2 protein-coding genes are annotated in these 17,112 nt (G+C 47.7%); both read right to left on the bottom strand.

Features of this window, described 5'->3' with window-relative positions; translation table 11 throughout:
* The coding region (locus tag DDR33_RS16650; protein WP_146198795.1) for a fibrobacter succinogenes major paralogous domain-containing protein at positions 1-11,994 on the bottom strand (11,994 nt) is incomplete at its 3' end.
* A gap of 18 nt (positions 11,995-12,012) precedes the next feature.
* Positions 12,013-17,109 carry a tail fiber domain-containing protein gene (locus tag DDR33_RS16655; protein WP_109416945.1) on the bottom strand — a complete coding sequence of 1,699 codons (5,097 nt, stop codon included), beginning with the start codon at positions 17,107-17,109 and terminating at the stop codon, positions 12,013-12,015.
* Positions 17,110-17,112 lie beyond the last annotated feature (3 nt).

The following is a 17,112-nucleotide window of genomic DNA, read 5'->3' on the forward strand; positions in this document are numbered from 1 at the left end:
CTCGGAGATACTTGTGGTCCAGGCCGTCCACCCGTTCTTCGGACTGTAGCTCGTCCCGTCGTGCTTATAGCCCTGCGCGCGGTTGAACTGCCAGTACCATCCGGCTGATGGTTCGGTATTGTCGTTTACGGCAGCTGCCTGGCGGTCGGAGCCCAAATTCTGAGCTAACCAGCACATCAAAGAGCCAGATATCTCTGTACTGATAGCCTCATATTTAACAATCTTATTCTCCGGTGCTCCATTGAGGCCGGCAACATGAATCGCATCTATAGGTTTGCAGATTTTGAACCTTACCGAAAGCGCGCTATATCCTGTACCGGCACTATTTGTCGCAAACGCCCTTACATAGTATGTCCTCCCATCCTCCAACCCATTTATTGCCGCCGTAAAATCTCCCAGGCCGGTCGTATCAACCTCCACGACATTATCGTTGATCGTTGGATTCCCGGTAGCATTCCATACTAATCCTCTCTTAGTTACAGGAGCGCCGCCATCTGGCGTCACAGTAGCTGTTCCAACAGCAACACTGTCGGTCATTTTAATGATCGTAACATTGCTTACCGCGGGCGGTGTAATCACAATATCCTCTCTTATACATCGTAAAGACCACCCCCTGTCAGCTTTACTGTAACTTGCCACTTTAGCAGTACCTGTTGCTGCACTAAACTCCAGATACGAGCCTGTAGTTGCGCTGGCCTGAGTTGCACTCCAGAACATTCCATAGCTTCCGCGGTCTACCAGTGCTCCTGATTTCAGTTGACCGCCATAATGCAGTTTTAGTTCAGAAGTGTATGCATTTTTAGCCCCCCATCCGCCACTAGCTACCGCGTTCGTCCATTCTGTTGCTGTCGGTATTCTCCAGCCCGTACTCAAAAGCGATCTGCATGGATCAGAGACAGACGTCCAGTTCGAATTTTCATTGATTGCTGCAACCCAGCCGACATTCGGAGTCAATATGGAACCATCGTGTTTGTACCCTTGAATCCTGTTAAACTGCCAATACCATCCTGCGGAGGCTTCAGATGTATTAGTTGCAGCATCTGCTACCTGATCGGCACCCAGATTCTGAGTAAGCCAGCAACTTGCCGCTCCTGAAAGTGTACTGTTAACAGAATGATATTTGATCTTTTTAGTAACAGGAACACCATTGAATCCTGCACTGTGCAGAATTTCAAATTCCTGGGGACAAATCCTGAATGTTGTTACCTGCGGACTATAATTAAGGCCAATGCTATTCTCAGCATATGCTCTTACATAATATGTCGGACCCTCTTTTAAGCCTTCTATTATCCCGTTAAACGTCGAGTCTGTCGAACCAGATGGTATCCTGTTATCATTAATAGTAGGATTGCCTGTCGTATTCCACACAATGCCTCGCGCAGTTACCGGCGATCCTCCATTAGTTACTATGGAGGCGATCGCTTCTGCTGTACTATCAGTCATTGTAGTAGTGGAAATAACCACATTACTCAATGTCGGCGGCATCTTCACTGCTGCATCTCTTAAGCATCTGACCGAGAACCCATAAGCCTTATCATGAGCAACCATTGCGCTGCCCGCGTTGTAGAACTGAAGATCCCAGCCAGCCGTTGCACTGTTCCTGGTACTGCTCCAGTAGTTACCCTGAGTACCGCGTCCGCCAAGTGCGCCGGTATTGTAAGCAAGATATCCGGCATTATGTAGTTTTAATACGGAATTATAAGCGTCATTGTGAGTATTCCAGTTCTGCGGCGCAGCATCTGCATTCAGCCATTCTGTATAAGTTGGCATACGCCAGTCGACACCCAGCATATTATTACATGGATCATTAACAGGAGTCCAGTCACTTGCCTCGTTGATGGATGTGAGCCATGCAACAGGGGTACGGACACTTCCTGTATGCTGATATCCCAGCATCCTGTTAAACTGGAAATACCACCCGGCAGAAGGTTCAGTACCATCTGTTGCTGTTGTTGCTTCCCTGTCAGCTCCCAGATTTTGGGTGATCCAGCACCGGGCTGCGCCGGTCATATAAGTACCGGTAGCATGATATGTTACTTTCTTTGTCACGGGCGCTCCCTTCACTCCTGCAGTATGCTGAATGTCAAAAGAAGCCGGGCAAATAACAGTCATCACCGCATTGAAACCTGTACTGTCACTATAAGCAGTCCCGGCGCTGTTTGTTGCATACGCCCGGATGTAGTAAGTTTCTCCTTCCTTCAATCCGGTAACTTTCCCGGTAAAGGCGCCCGTTCCACCGTCTGTATCGGTCATCACATGATCTGCCAGTGTCGGGTTTCCTGTTGTATTCCAGCAGAAGCCACGGGCGGTAACCGGCGCGCCGCCGTCTGACCCAATTGCAGCTGATGCATTTGCTGATGTAGCGGTCATCGTGAAAGGATCAACCCTTACATCTCCCACAGAAGGGATTGATATTTTAATCGAATCACGGAGACATCTTACGCTGAATGCATATGCCTTGTCATGACTTAAAACCGGATTAGCAGACGAATAAACGGGAAGATCATACGCTGCCGTAGTATTTGTTTGAACACTGCTCCAAAAATTACCTTGCGTACCCCGGCCGGCCAATACCCCGGTAGTATTATTAAGATATCCTGAATAATGAAGTTTAAGAGGAGAGGTTGCAAAAGGAAGTCCCCCGTTACTAATCACATTTGTCCACTCCGTGCTGGTCGGGATGCGCCATCCCGAACCCAGGAGTGAAGTACATGGGTCTGTAGCGGATGTCCAGTTACCGGTTTCATTTATAGAGATCCAGCCGGTAAGAGGCGTACGCAGGGTTCCGTCATATTGATATGCCTGTGTACGGTTGAATTGCCAGTACCAGCCAGCTGATACATCAGTCGCATCTGCAAGTGAGGCCGCCTGCTGATCGGCCCCCAGATTCTGTGTCAGCCAGCATGCTGCCTGGCCGGACAAGGTACTGCTCACCGAATGATAGGTTACCTTTTTGGTTACAGCAGCTCCATCGATACCTGCAATATGCTGAATAGTGAACTCGGGAGGGCAGATCTTAAAGCTGCTTGATTCCGGGCTGTAACCGGTACCAATGCTATTCGTTGCATATGCCCTGACATAATAAGTCGGGCCTTCTTTCAGTCCGGTCAGCGTCTTAATGAATGTTCCCAGGCTATCTCCTGCAGCTATCTTGTTATCGCTTGTCGTCGGATCACCAGTAGTATTCCAGCAAAATCCGCGTTCGGTGACCGGCGATCCTCCATCAGGGGTCACGGTTGCTGTTGCATCGACCGTGCTGGAAGTCATTTCCGAAAAGGCCACTTTACTTACGGATGGTTTCGACAGAACAACGGTATCCCTTAAACAGCGGAGTGTAAACCCGTGCCACTTATAGCTGCTATAGTTGGCATTTGCACCGCTGCTGAACTGCAGATAATTAGCGGTAGTCGGAGCAGTAGCCGTGCTGCTCCAGAAAATCCCGTAAGTTCCCCTGCCTGCAAGTGACCCGTCTGCATAGTTGAGGTAGCCAGAGTAGTGCAGTTTCAACGGAGTAGTAAACGGAATCCCGCCGTTGGCAATAACATTGGCAAACTCTGTTGATGTCGGGATGCGCCAGCCAGCTCCCAGCAGGAGATTACATGGATCATTTTCCGGCGACCAGTCGCTTGTCTGCGTTAAGCTCGTCCAGGCCGTTGCAGGGGTCCTGCCGGTGGCATACTTGTATCCCTGCGATCTGTTGAACTGCCAGTACCAGCCAGCTGAAGCTTCTGTAGCATCATTGACAGCAGTCGCCTGCTGATCAGCCCCCAGATTTTGAGTAATCCAGCATCTCGCCGCTCCCGAATACATGGCGCTTACCGAGTGATAGGTAACCGTTTTAGATACAGGAGCACCATTGAGTCCCTCAACATGCTGAACCGTAAATTCAGGCGGACAAATCTTAAAACTTGTCACAACCGGGCTGTAGCTCGTTCCCTGGCTGTTAATGGCATATGCCCTTATATAATAAGTTGGTCCTTCCTTCAGTCCATTCACCGGACTTATAAAGCTTCCCGTTCCGGCGCCCATTGGGATCTGGTTATCGGTCATCACCGGATCACCAGTCGTGTTCCAGCAAAAGCCCCGCTCCGTTACTTCTGCCCCGCCATCTGGAGCCACCGTGGCTGTAGCGTTAATTGATGAGTTCGTCATATCAGAAATCACCACATTGCTTACAGAAGCAATGGTAACCTCAATCGAATCTCTTATACACCGCAGAGAGAATGCATATCTTGCCTTTGGATTACTATGGACGTAACTGACCGTTGAGTTAAATCCTATATTACCCCCGTTGGCAGTACTGGCCTGGTTACTGGTCCAGTACTCTCCGGTAGACCCTCTGTATACAAGTCCGCCGTTATCGAGATAACCTGCGGCATGCAGCTTCAATTCAGAATTGAATGTATTAGTATAATTATTCCAGTTTTGCGGAGCCCCGTCTGCATTTGTCCATTCCAGAGTAGTCGGGATCCTCCATCCTGTGCCGATAAGCATTCTGCATGGATCATTTTCCGGTTTCCAGTCACTGTCTTCTGTTATGGAAGAAACCCATGCAAGCGGATATCGTGCTGTTGTATACTGATATCCCTGTATACGGTTGTATTGCCAGTACCAACCAGCCGCGGATTCTGTTGCATCAGTCGCTCCTGTAGCCAGCTTATCAGCTCCGAGATTCTGCGTCAGCCAGCAGGCAGCCTTACCGCTGATATTGCTGCTTACAGAATGATAGGTGACGGTCTTGGATACAGGGGCGCCATTTAAACCTTCTACGTGTATCACATCAAAAGCAGACGGACAAATCCTGAAACTTGTCACTACCGGGCTATATGCGATCCCGGCACTATTGATTGCGTATGCCCGGACGTAATAAGTAGACTGGTCATTGAGGCCTTTCAATGGTGTTGTAAAGCTTCCCTTGCCGGCTCCCGCCCGGATGGTATCGTTAGCAATTGTCGGGTTACCACTTGTATTCCAGCAAAGCCCCCGTTCGGTAACTTCAGCCCCGCCGTCGGTCACCACAGCGGCAGTTCCGTCACCGGAGTTGTCCGTAAGGTTGGACATGACGACATTGCTTACCGTTGCACGGACTGCTTTGGTCACCAGGCTGTCGAGATTACCGTAGGCCGTTCCTTTATTATTAACTGCAAAAGCTTTTACATAATATTTTGTACCCGGCGATAATCCGGCAAACTGATTTGTATAGTATCCTGTATCACTTACGCTGTTCGTCAGCCTGGTCAGCGTATTGATATCAAGGTTTTTACCGATCCCCCAAATGATCCCCCTGCTGAGAATCGGCATTCCTCCGTCATCCGTAATATCACCACCACTGGTGGCTTTTACGCTATCAACCGCAAAAGGAGGTACAGTTATCAATGTTGGAAGCATAACAGGAAGTGTAGTAAACTGTACCTGGCTTCCATAGCCGGTACCCACAGCATTGGTAGCATACGCCCTGACATAGTAAGTTGTGTTCGGGCTCAGTCCCTTCATTTTAGCGAGGAAGCTCCCGATTGTATGAACAGTAGTGTCCACAGTCTTTGTTGAAAGTGAAACATCCGGATTACTATAGATGCTCCAGACTATCCCGCGTGAAAGGATCTTTGAGCGACCGTCATCAGTCACTTCGCCTCCACCTGTTGCAGTAGTTGCAATAATATCCGTAACAGGGCGCGTTGCCGTAAGTGTCGGGATCCCATTCGTCTGGAAAGTGCGTTCTATTCCGTAAGCTGTACCGATCTTATTAACGGCGTAAGCTCTGACATAGTAAAGCGTATTCGGTTTAAGTCCGGAAAGAGTAATCTTCCATGTATCAGTCCCATCGCCGTTATACGTGCGGCTGTCGTCGACAGTTGGATTCGTGTGCGTTGCCCAGCACATCCCTTTAAGTGTAACCGGAGCTCCGCCGTCGCTGGTAATTTCCCCCCCGGTTTTAACCGAAGTCCCGGTCACATCTGTCAGTTCAATGGTATTCAGAACCGGCGCCGTCGGAAAGATGGTAATGGTCACCTGGTTGCCGTATGCAGTACCAGCGCTATTTGTGGCATATGCCCGGATGTAATAGGATATGCTCATCGTCATATTAGTGACAGTACTGTTGAACTTCCCGGTTCCTGAGCCGTCAACTGTTTTGTTTACCACAACTGTATCCGGATTGAAGTTTGGATCTGTGCTCCAGATCACCCCGCGCTGAGTAACAGCAGCTCCGCCATCCTTCATTACCTGGCCTCCGGTAAGGACACTTGATTTGGAGATGGCTGTGGCATAAGACGTAGTAACAGTAGGTAAGGCCGGAGGGGTAGTAAAGCTGACCTCATTCCCATAAGCCGTCCCCTGGTTATTGACAGCATAAGCTCTGACATAGTATTTTGTAACAGGATCGAGCCCGGTCAATGAACTGTGGAAGTTATTTCCGGACCAGTTATCGTAAGTAGTTTTTGTATAGAGCCCGGTCGTTGGATTTGGACTTGTACTCCAGCAAACACCCTGATTAGTCACTGATGTCCCGCCATCGCTGAGCAGCACACCGCCCGAAGATGCAGAATACCCTGTTGAAGACGGCAACGCCGGCATAGTGGTAAGTTTGGGCAGGTCGAGTGTTGTAAAGCTGATCTCATTGGAAGCATAAGCGATGCCGACACTGTTAACAGCATAGGCCCGAACATAGTAAGTAGTCCCGCGGCTAAGACCTGTCATTCCGCTTGTAAAGTATCCAATGCCGGCTCCGGTCTGGATCGTTTTGTTATTCACCACAGTATCAGGCCTGAAGCCTTTTGTTGTACTCCAGACAACACCGCGGGTAGTAACGGGTTCGCCTCCATCATCGGGTATGTGCCCTCCGCTGGTTGCCGTCAATCCGTATACATTCCATGCTTCACGTGTTGTAAGAGTAGCCAATGTTGGAGGATCCGTAATGAAGCTCAACAGGTTCCCATAACTCACTCCGGCAATATTCCTGGCGTATGCCATTATATAGTAAGTAGTATTTCCCTTAAGTCCGGTTAATCTGCTCACAAAAGAACCGGAACCACCACCGTCATTTGTCCTGTTGTAAACAACTGTATCTGGATCGAAATTCGGATCTGTGCTCCACAAAACACCCCGCGAGCTTATCTCCGCTCCTCCGTTATCTGTTATATTCCCCCCGCTGGTAGCCTTAGTTGGTCCGTTGGCAGAAGCATAAGCGGTTGTGATACTTGCTAATGTCGGGGTCTTAAAGCTCATTTCCTCCCCATAAGCAACACCTACCCCATTGACCACATATGCCCTGACATAATACACAGTAGCAGGTGTCAGTCCCGTCATGTCTGCAGTAAACTTTCCTGTGTAATACCCGGTCTGTGCAGTCCTGTTCTGTACCACAGTATCCGGATTAAAGTTGCGTTCTGTACTCCATACAATCCCCCTGGTGGTCACCGGAGATCCGCCATGGCTTACGATCGTACCCCCGCTGTTTGCCCTGGTCGAAGATGTTGCAACGGGCTGTGTAGTGACAATTGTTGCAAGTACCGGAGGCCGTGTAGTGAAGCTTTCAACCTGACCGTAAGCAGTGCCGACGCTGTTGGTTGCATAAGCCCGTATATAATACGTAGTGCTTCCCATCAGTTCGGTAATAGTTCTGGTAAAACTGCCCGAGCCCGGGCCATTGGAAAGGTGTTCTCCGGCTATTGTTGGTGTATCACCCGTACTCCAGCAGATCCCGCTTTCGATAATGTCCGTTCCTCCATTTGAAATAATACTTCCGCCGGTCTTCACCCCCACACTTGTAATGGTGGATGGATCGGGAGGCAAGGTTGTCACAACCGGGATATCAAAGGTGGTAAAGCTGACTTCATTAGAAGCATAGGCAATACCGGCACTGTTAATAGAATAAGCCCTCGCGTAGTAGGTTGTTCCCGGCTTAAGATTTTTGAGGGTAGAGGTGAAATTGCCAGATCCGGACTGGACGGTTTTGTTAGTAACCACTGTGTCGGGTATAAATCCGGAAACAGTACTGTAAACGATCCCTTCAGTGGTAATGACGGCACCTCCGTTACTCACAATTATCCCACCGCAAATAGCAGTCGTTCCACTCACACCGCTCCTTCCCGATGAAGTAGTAAGCGTTGGAATGACAGGAGGTGCAGTTATAAACGTTTCAACCTGACCATAAGCTATACCAGCATTATTTATGGCATATGCCCGTACATAATAAGTGGTACTTCCCATCAGGTTTCCTATAGAATGCAGGAACTGCCCGATACCAACACCTCCGCTCGTATGCAAGTCATAGACGTTGGGGTTGCCGGTTGTATTCCAGCAGATCCCGCTTTCGGTGACTAAAGCACCGCCGTCACTAATAATATTCCCGCCGCTTCTGGCATTTGTACTGGTAATCTGATCGGCAGGCAAAGTCAATATTGTCGCAATAGTGAAGGTCGAAAAGGTGATTTCATTCCCGTAAGACACTCCAACATCGTTTATTGCATACGCCCTCACATAATACTTCGTGTTGGGCATCAGTCCGTAAAGAGTCCCGGAGAAAGCGCCTGTTCCCATACCATACGCAGCATGAGCGCCGGAAGTATCCGGATTCCCGGTTGTATTCCAGCAGAAGCCCCGTTCGGAAACCAAAGCACCACCGTTTCCGGTGACATTCCCTCTACCCAGAGCAGATACCCCTCCTATATTGATAACATCCGTCGTTGTGACAGTCGGAATAACCGGAGGCGCTGTTTTAAAGCTATCAAGGTTCCCATAGGCTATCCCGACACTATTGATAGCATACGCTCTTATGTAATATTTGGTACTTCCCATCAGTCCGGACAGCTTTATAGCATACGAACCGGCTCCTGCCCCATTGCTGATATAACTGTCTGCAATTGAAGGACCTGGAGAAGTGCTCCAGCAAACACCCCTGCTTGTTACAGGCTGACTGCCATCATTGGCGATATGGCCTCCGGTCATAGCTGTCGTATTGGTAATACTTGTAGCCGGAGTAGTCATGATAGACGCTGTCGACGCCGCGACGAGGCTGTCGAGATTACCGTACGCAACCCCGAAACTGTTGATCGCATATGCCCTGATGTAATATTTTACGCCTGGGGTGAGCCCGGTAATGTGACTGGAGTAAATTCCCGTTCCTACACCGCTCAAAGCTTCGGAGGTTTTTGTAGGCAGATCCACTGCAGGATTCTTCTCTGTACCCCAGCATACCCCTTTCGCTTCGATCACGTCATCCCCGGTCGAGAAAATTTCGCCTCCTGAATAAGCGTCAAAGCCTGTAACATTCTCAGGAGGCAGCGTTCTCAGGACAGCAAGAGAGGTTGTCCGAAAGCTATTCTCCGCGCTTAGTCCCATTCCTACGGTATTGACAGCATAAGCCTGAGCATAATAGGTAGTATTAGGAGTAAGCCCCGTCAGTTTTGCCATAAATGTTCCAATATCTGTCGGGTTATGATTTGGAGCAACTACGTAAATGTAATTGACACGATCTGTAGTATAGCGGATGCCCCGTTCCGTTACCGGATCCCCTCCATTATTTTTTACAAGGAACTCTCCGTCTGCCGAGGTATTGGTAATACTACCAATATCAAAAGAGGGAGGGAATACTGCCGGCAGGATTGGCGGAAGGGTAGTAAAGACTTTCAGATCACCAAGTGATTTCCCATACACATTGGCGGCATAAGCGCGTACATAGTATGTCGTATTCCCCAGCAGGTTATCCATCTTACTTGGAAATATCCCTTCACCTGATCCGTCATTCGTCACAGTACGCGCATCCGGATCTGTTGCCGGATCACCCTTACTGCTGAACATGATTCCCCTCATGGTAATCACCGCTGACCCGCGGCTTGTGATATGACCTCCGCTCACTGCAGACATGCTGGTAGTATCGGATATATCAAGAGTGATGATAACCGGAGCGTCCGGATTGATCATAAAAGACACATCCTCTCCATATCCAACACCCACACTGTTCCGGGCATAGGCCCTTATATGGTAAGTGACATTAGGAGTAAGTCCTGTAATCAGGCTTGTAAACAGTCCAAGCCCATCGCCATCGGAGGTATGACTTCCCGAGACTACCGGGTTGGCTGACTTGCTCCAGCAAATACCTCTTTCTGTCACCTGTGCTCCGCCATCACTCAGTACATTTCCGCCCGTAATAGTAGTGTTCTGATAAAAAGAGGCAGCAGAGGTTTTTACCTTAGGTACATCGGGCATCACCAGGCTGTCCAGGTTACCATAAGCAGTACCTGCAGCGTTTACAGCATATGCCCGAACGTAATAAGTAACTCCGGGAAGCAGATTTACCATCCTGCTGTTATAAGAACCGGTGCCGTCACCAGTTACAGGATCTGATGTCCGGGTGGCAAGGGTAACTGTCGGCGTCTTTGTTGTATCCCAACAGATTCCCCTGGCAGTTATAAAAGAAAATCCTGCATTTGAGATATCGCCGCCGCTCATGGCTGTGCTGCCTGAAATATTTCCTGGTTTCTTTGTAATAATTGTCGCGGAAGAAGCGGTGATAAAGCTTGTTTCACTGCTATATCCAATCCCGGCAATATTCTTGGCATATCCCTTTACGTAGTAGGTCGTACCCTGAGCGAGGCCAGTGAGATCAGTGACAAATGTTCCTATATCTGTGGGTGTAACGGTAGACGACGGAACATAGGTATAATTCACTCCATCCGTGCTGTAGCAAATTCCCCTTTCCGTAACAACAGCCCCGCCATTATTCAGGATAAGGGCGGTTCCGGTCGCTGAACTCCCGGTAATACCGGTGAGCGTAATGGCAGGATTAAGCACCGGGGGTACCGGAGGAGGAGTTGTGAATTCCACCAGATTGCCGTAAGCCTTTCCGGCGGCATTAACCGCATAAGCTCTGATGTAATATGTTGTATTCCCAAGCAGCCCGTCAAGAGTACTCGGATATATGCCTACGCCTGAGCCATCATCTGTTATAATATGCGAAGGATCGTTTACAGGATCCCTTGAGTCGCTCCAAATGATTCCTCTTTTTGTAACAGGAGCCCCGCCATCAGAAGTAATATCTCCTCCGCTTCTCGCCCTGATGCTTGTAATACTGTCAGCAGGGAGAGTAATGATCGTTGGGGGCGCTATAGGAGTTGTAAATACAATATTTTCCCCATAAACAATTTCCTTGTCGTTCACAGCATAAGCACGCACATAATATGTCGTTTTTGGCAGCAGGTCAGTAAGCTGAGACGGGAATACTCCCAGCCCCGGACCGGTTGTGGTGATCCGCGTTTTACCCAGTGCGGAAGATGTATCAGGATCAGAATTCGTACTCCAGCAAATACCGGTGAGAGTTACCGGGGAGCCGCCGTTTGCCAGAACTTCGGATCCACCCATCGCCGTATAAGCAGCCAGATCAGAGACAGGTAACGTTTTCACAACAGGATGACATTCTACATCCTTCCAGCTTGTGCCGTCATAATATTTCAGGGACTTACTGCTACTATTCAGATATATCGCACCAACCGACAACCCTACAATAATGGGAGCATTCTTCAGTACAGGGAGCTTACAGGTCTTCACTCCGAGGCCAGTCGTAAAACCACTGCTTTCGGTGAAGTTTCCGGTTACCAGCTCCGCCAGTTTGTTCCACCCGCCCCCATTATATACCATAAAGGCCTTCATGTCTACTGAGTAATACACAGTCCCCGGTTTCAGGGATCCCATAGGAGCATTATTCAGTGAAGGAAGACAGGGAATGCCTTTTTTTACGACAAAGTACTCTTCGCTTGAAGTTGCATTAATCGTATTTGTACAGAAGCTATCCCATCCTGTACCTGTATAAATCATAGGCTTGAAATCCGTTGTGCTGTAGATGAGCATCCCCGGCTCAGGAGAAACAACAGAAGCAGGATCTCTTACAGGAAGATGAGGGACGCCATCAATGACACGAAAATAGTTCTGTCCTGATGCTGAACTGAAGCCAGCAAGGAGTAAAACTATAAATCCGGTTATGTGAAGAATACGTCTCAAGATTCCCGATAAAAGCGCTTATTCCAGTTTTTTGAGAATAGAGTTAATTTGCTGCTGCTGTTTATCAAGGCGCGATTTCAACTCATTTATTTCCAGCTGCTGATCTTTCATTCTCTTCTGCTGTTCTTTCACAGCCTCTATCAGAACAGCCGTCAATTGTGTATAGTCAACCTTCAGATAACCATCTTCCCCTTTTGTCACCATGTCTGGATAGACATTTTTCAACTCCTGTGCAACAACCCCGATCTTAGGGCCTTTAGCATATTTTTTCTGATCCCTGTATTCAAAAGTCACCCCCCTCATCTGCTCAATAGCCTGCAGCACATTACTCAGAGTTACTATATTTGTTTTCAGCCGCTCATCAGACGGTGTATACAAGTTCCCTTTAATGGTTACATCCTGTGCGAAGACACCACTTCCGGAAGACTCAAAACTTAATCCTCTGCCGTCCTGCCCGTCACCGCTGATTGAATAAGAAAGGGTTTTAATATTCTGACTTGCGGTATGATTTCCGAGGTTATCTCCAGGAACGGTAATATTTGACGAACCGTCAAAAGAGATCCCGTTAATAGTGATGGGGGTGGTCAGCTTAGTTGCTGAATAAACATTTTTAGTTGCATCTGCTGTATTATCGACGTTATTAAGAGCCAGCAAAGCCTTCACCTGGGCGGCAGTTAAAGCCTGTGGAGCAGCATCAGATGCAGTATTGTTCCCAAGTAGAGTATTTCCACTGACAGGCGCAGCCTTCACGTTCAACACCTGCGCATCTACGTATTTCTTTGTAGCGGCATCCTGAGCAGCAGTTGGATCGGCCAGCGCAGTGATCCTGAAATCAGAAAGAGGTAAGTCTTTATTGACAGAACCAAATTCGCTTAGGGAAATGACACTTTTTTCAACTGCTGCTGCGTTTCCGGAGGCATCCCCTACATAAACCTGCCCCGTTGGCAACTGGCTGTTTACAGGGATCCATTTTGTTCCGTCATACACATAAAGCTTTTTCTCTGTGGTATTATAGTAGGTATTCCCCGGGGTGGGTGTGGTTGGCGGGGTTACTGAAATTGAACCGATCTTACCATCTACATATTTCTTGTTAACAGCATCCAGATCAGCAGTGGGCTCTGCAAGATTGATGATCTTGTAATTATTACTTCCCGTACCCATAGAAATATTCGCTTCGGCGTCGCCAAACCCACTCAGGGGAATAGCACTTTTTGCCACCGAAGCAGCCTTGCCGGCAGCATCACCCACCAGCATGTTCCCTTTGGGAAGGGCAAGAAGGGTATTTATCCCTGCAAAAAGATCGTCTACATATTTCTTATTGGCAGCGTCAAGATCAGCGGATGGTGTCCCTAATCCGGTTATCTTAAAGTTAGCGAGAGGAAGATCTTTATTAACAGCGCCGAACTCGCTTATAGAGATGGTACTCTTTTCGGCAGGAGCTGCATTTCCTGATGCATCTCCCACATACAACTGCCCAGTCGGTAGCTGGCTGTTAACTGGGATCCACTTGCTGCCATCATATACATACAATTTCTTTTCTGTCGTATTATAATAAGTGCTTCCCGTAGTTGGAGTTGCAGGCGGCGTAGTAACAACCGATCCGACCTTGCTGTCAACATACTTCTTTGTCGCAGCATCCTGATCGGATGAGGGATCCGCAAGGGTGGTAATTTTAAAATTCCCAAGAGGAAAGTCCTTTGTAACCGCTCCGAATTCGCTCAGGGAAATCGTACTTTTTTCAACCGCTGCTGCATTTCCGGATGCATCCCCTACATAAACCTGACCCGTTGGCAACTGGCTGTTGACAGGGATCCACTTTGTTCCGTTATAGACGTAAAGCTTGTTCTCAGTTGTATTATAATAGGTGCTGCCTAGGGTTGGAGTCGCAGGAGGAGTAACCGTGATTGTCCCCGCCTTACTGTCTACATATTTTTTATTTGCAGCATCATGATCGGCCGTAGGATCTGCCAGATTGATAACCTTGTAATTATTACTCCCTGTTCCTAATGATATGTTAGCCTCTGCATCCCCGAAACCGCTAAGAGGAATAGCACTCTTTGCAACAGAAGCCGCTTTACCTGTTGCGTCTCCAACCAGCATGTTTCCTTTTGGAAGCAGAAGCAGGTTATTGACACCAGCCAAAAGATCATCGACATATTTCTTATTTGCGGCATCGAGATCAGCGGACGGTGTTCCTAATCCGGTTATTTTAAAGTTTGCCAGGGGAAGATCCTTCGTAACATTACCAAAGTCGCTGACAGATATTGTATTCTTCGCAGCAGGAGCGGCGTTTCCGGAGGCATCTCCTACATATAACTGACCGGTTGGCAACTGGCTGTTTACCGGAATCCATTTCGTCCCGTCATAGACATAAAGCTTCTTTTCAGTCGTGTTGTAATAAGTGCTCCCGGCAGAAGGGCTTGTTGGCTGAGTAGTTGGAGTGGTTCCTGTTTTCCCATCTACATAGTTTTTTGTAGCAGCGTCCTGCGCAAGACTGGGGTCAGCCAGATCTGTGATCTTATGTGCTCCAAATGAAATATCTGCCTTCGGAGCACCGAATTCATTCAAAAACAAAGAGCTCTTTGTAGTGGCTGTAGCTTTATTTGAGGCATTTCCAACAAACAGCTGACCGGATGGTAAAGCAAGAAGACCACTCACAGCTGAAAGCTGGGTGGTCAGATACTTTTTATTGATGGCGTCGCCATCATTTACCGGATCACGCAGATCCGTTATATTGAAGTTGCCCAGAGAAAGGTTCTGGGCAGCAGCCCCAAAATCGGTAATCGGGACACTGGTCTTGGCTATCGCTTCAGCCTGGTTTGCTACATTCCCGACAAGAATATGGCTGTTCGCTAATGTAATAGATGACGGATTCGCGATCTTTAAATCAACATAAGCTTTTGTCGCAGCATCCTGAGCGTCCAGCGGATTGGCAAGATTACTGATGGTAAATTGAGAAATGGCATCTCCCATGTAAACAGGTGCTGTGGCTTTTCCGAAACCGCTTACCGGAATAGCATTTTTAAGTGTTGCTTCAGCCTTTCCGGTTGCATTACCTACAAAGAGATTCCCGGAAGGAAGTGCCAGAGTGTTACTGGGTGATTTTAGAAGATCTTCTATATACTTCTTATTGACCGCATCATTATCTCCTGCCGGGGGGGCGAGGTTTGTGATCTTATAGCTACCTAACGAAACATCTGCTGTTGCCGCTCCAAAGCCGCTTAGAGGAATTAAACTCTTGATAGTTTCTACAGCTTTACCTGAACTGTTCCCAATGAGGAAGTTTCCATTACCCAGAGCAATGTTTGTTGATGGGAATATCTTGTTGTCTACATAATCTTTATTTACCGCATCAGTCCCCAATGCTGGAGCTGCCAGATTTGTAATCTTGAAAGCGCCAAGGGAGACATCTTTTTTTGCTGCACCGAAATCACTCACAGGGATATCGAACTTCTCAACCATTCCGGCCTGATCCTGATCATTTCCAACCAGCACCATGTTTCGGCTAAGATTGATATTTATAGGAAAAACAGTTTTGTTAGAAACAGCATTATCCACATAGTCTTTGGTTACCGCATCTGAACCTGCACTCGGAGGATTGGGAAGATTGGTAAGCCGAAAGCCATTCATGGAAATATTAGCAGCCGGATTACCAAAGCCACTCAGTGGAATACTTGTTTTAGGGGTGGCCACTGCTTTATTCAGTGCATTCCCGACATAAAAATTGTTATAAGCAAGAGTTAAGCTGCCCGAATTGAACAGACCGTCTACGTAAGCTTTATTTACAGCATCAGTAGCGGCTGAAGGTGTTTTCAGGTTGGTTATTTTATAATTGTTGCTTCCGTCTCCAACGGATACATCTGCCACCGGATTTCCAAAACCACTGAGCGGAATATTAGCTTTGTCCAGCTTTGAATCTGTTACTGCCTTGTCATTAATGGTAAGCTTTCCGGAATTATTAATGGATGCATCGCCAGACACGGGAACCGCAACCGCAACATTAGAACTGTTGCCTACAAAGATCTGCCCGTCGCCTAACTTATTTCCAACAGGCACCCAGTCGCTGCCATTGTAAACAAAGAGCTGCGTTTCTGCTGAGTTGTAAAACAGCTGCCCTTCTTTGACATAAACAGCCATAGGGTCTGGATTACTATACCCTGTAGGAGTCGATCCATTGGTTGACACTTCAACCCATGCATAAGTGGCATCAAATAAATACAAGGTATTATTATCTGTATTGAAGAAAAGATCGCCAGGCTTGGGATCTGTAGGGAAGTCACCGGTTCCTCCTCCGGCAATACCGGAGCTTGTAATAGCCATCCATTGAGCTCCCCCGCCAGTAGTCCCCCCGTCCGCTAACATATATAACTTCTTCTCGCCAGTCACGTAAAAGACATCCCCAAACTGAGGGATCACAGGAAATGATGAAACTGAATTCACCAGCACCCAGTTAGTTCCGTTTGAAACATAGTAATTACTGTCTTTATAGAACTTGATGACAGTTCCAACCGCAGCAACAGGTACGTCAGTGATAACACTATTGTATTTAGTTACAATGCCAGAAACCTGGCTCCAGCCTGTAGATTGAAGTTTATATACCTTAGAGTCAACTAAGTAAAGTACAACATCTCCTAATTTATAACCAATTGAAGGTAAGGACATTCCTGCACTAAAATTGGGAAGGTCCGAATTAATGGAAATAGTTGCAGTATTGAGTGCACTACTTAAAACAGTGCCGGAAGCACCCGTAGACACTAGCGGATACTTGTTATAAGTAGGCCTGAAAATCATTCCAATACCCATAACCGGATATTTTCCTCCGGCCAGGTCGGTCGCTACCGTAGTAATCTTGACTCCGGTAACAGAAGATATGGTTGTCACTTCATAGGTATTGCCTGATGGATCGATAATACGATCCCCGGCTAGTGCCTGCGAAGCAGTAAACGAGTTGCTGTTATCAGTAAAGTTACCTACAATTTCATACTGGTTATTACCAAGAGACTTAATTGAAGTAATAGTAAAGGTCCCGTTAAATTGTCTTATTGTTTGACAAAACGCGTAATATCCTGAAAACAGGAACAGTAGACAAAAGAGACATAATTCTTTTGTTCTCATGTA

This window comes from Pararcticibacter amylolyticus, assembly GCF_003130405.1.
Taxonomy (GTDB): Bacteria; Bacteroidota; Bacteroidia; order Sphingobacteriales; family Sphingobacteriaceae; genus Arcticibacter; species Arcticibacter amylolyticus.

Excerpts from the sequence above, each read along its gene's own strand:
- DDR33_RS16655 (WP_109416945.1), bottom strand. The coding sequence starts at position 17,109 with ATGAGAACAAAAGAATTATGTCTCTTTTGTCTACTGTTCCTGTTTTCA.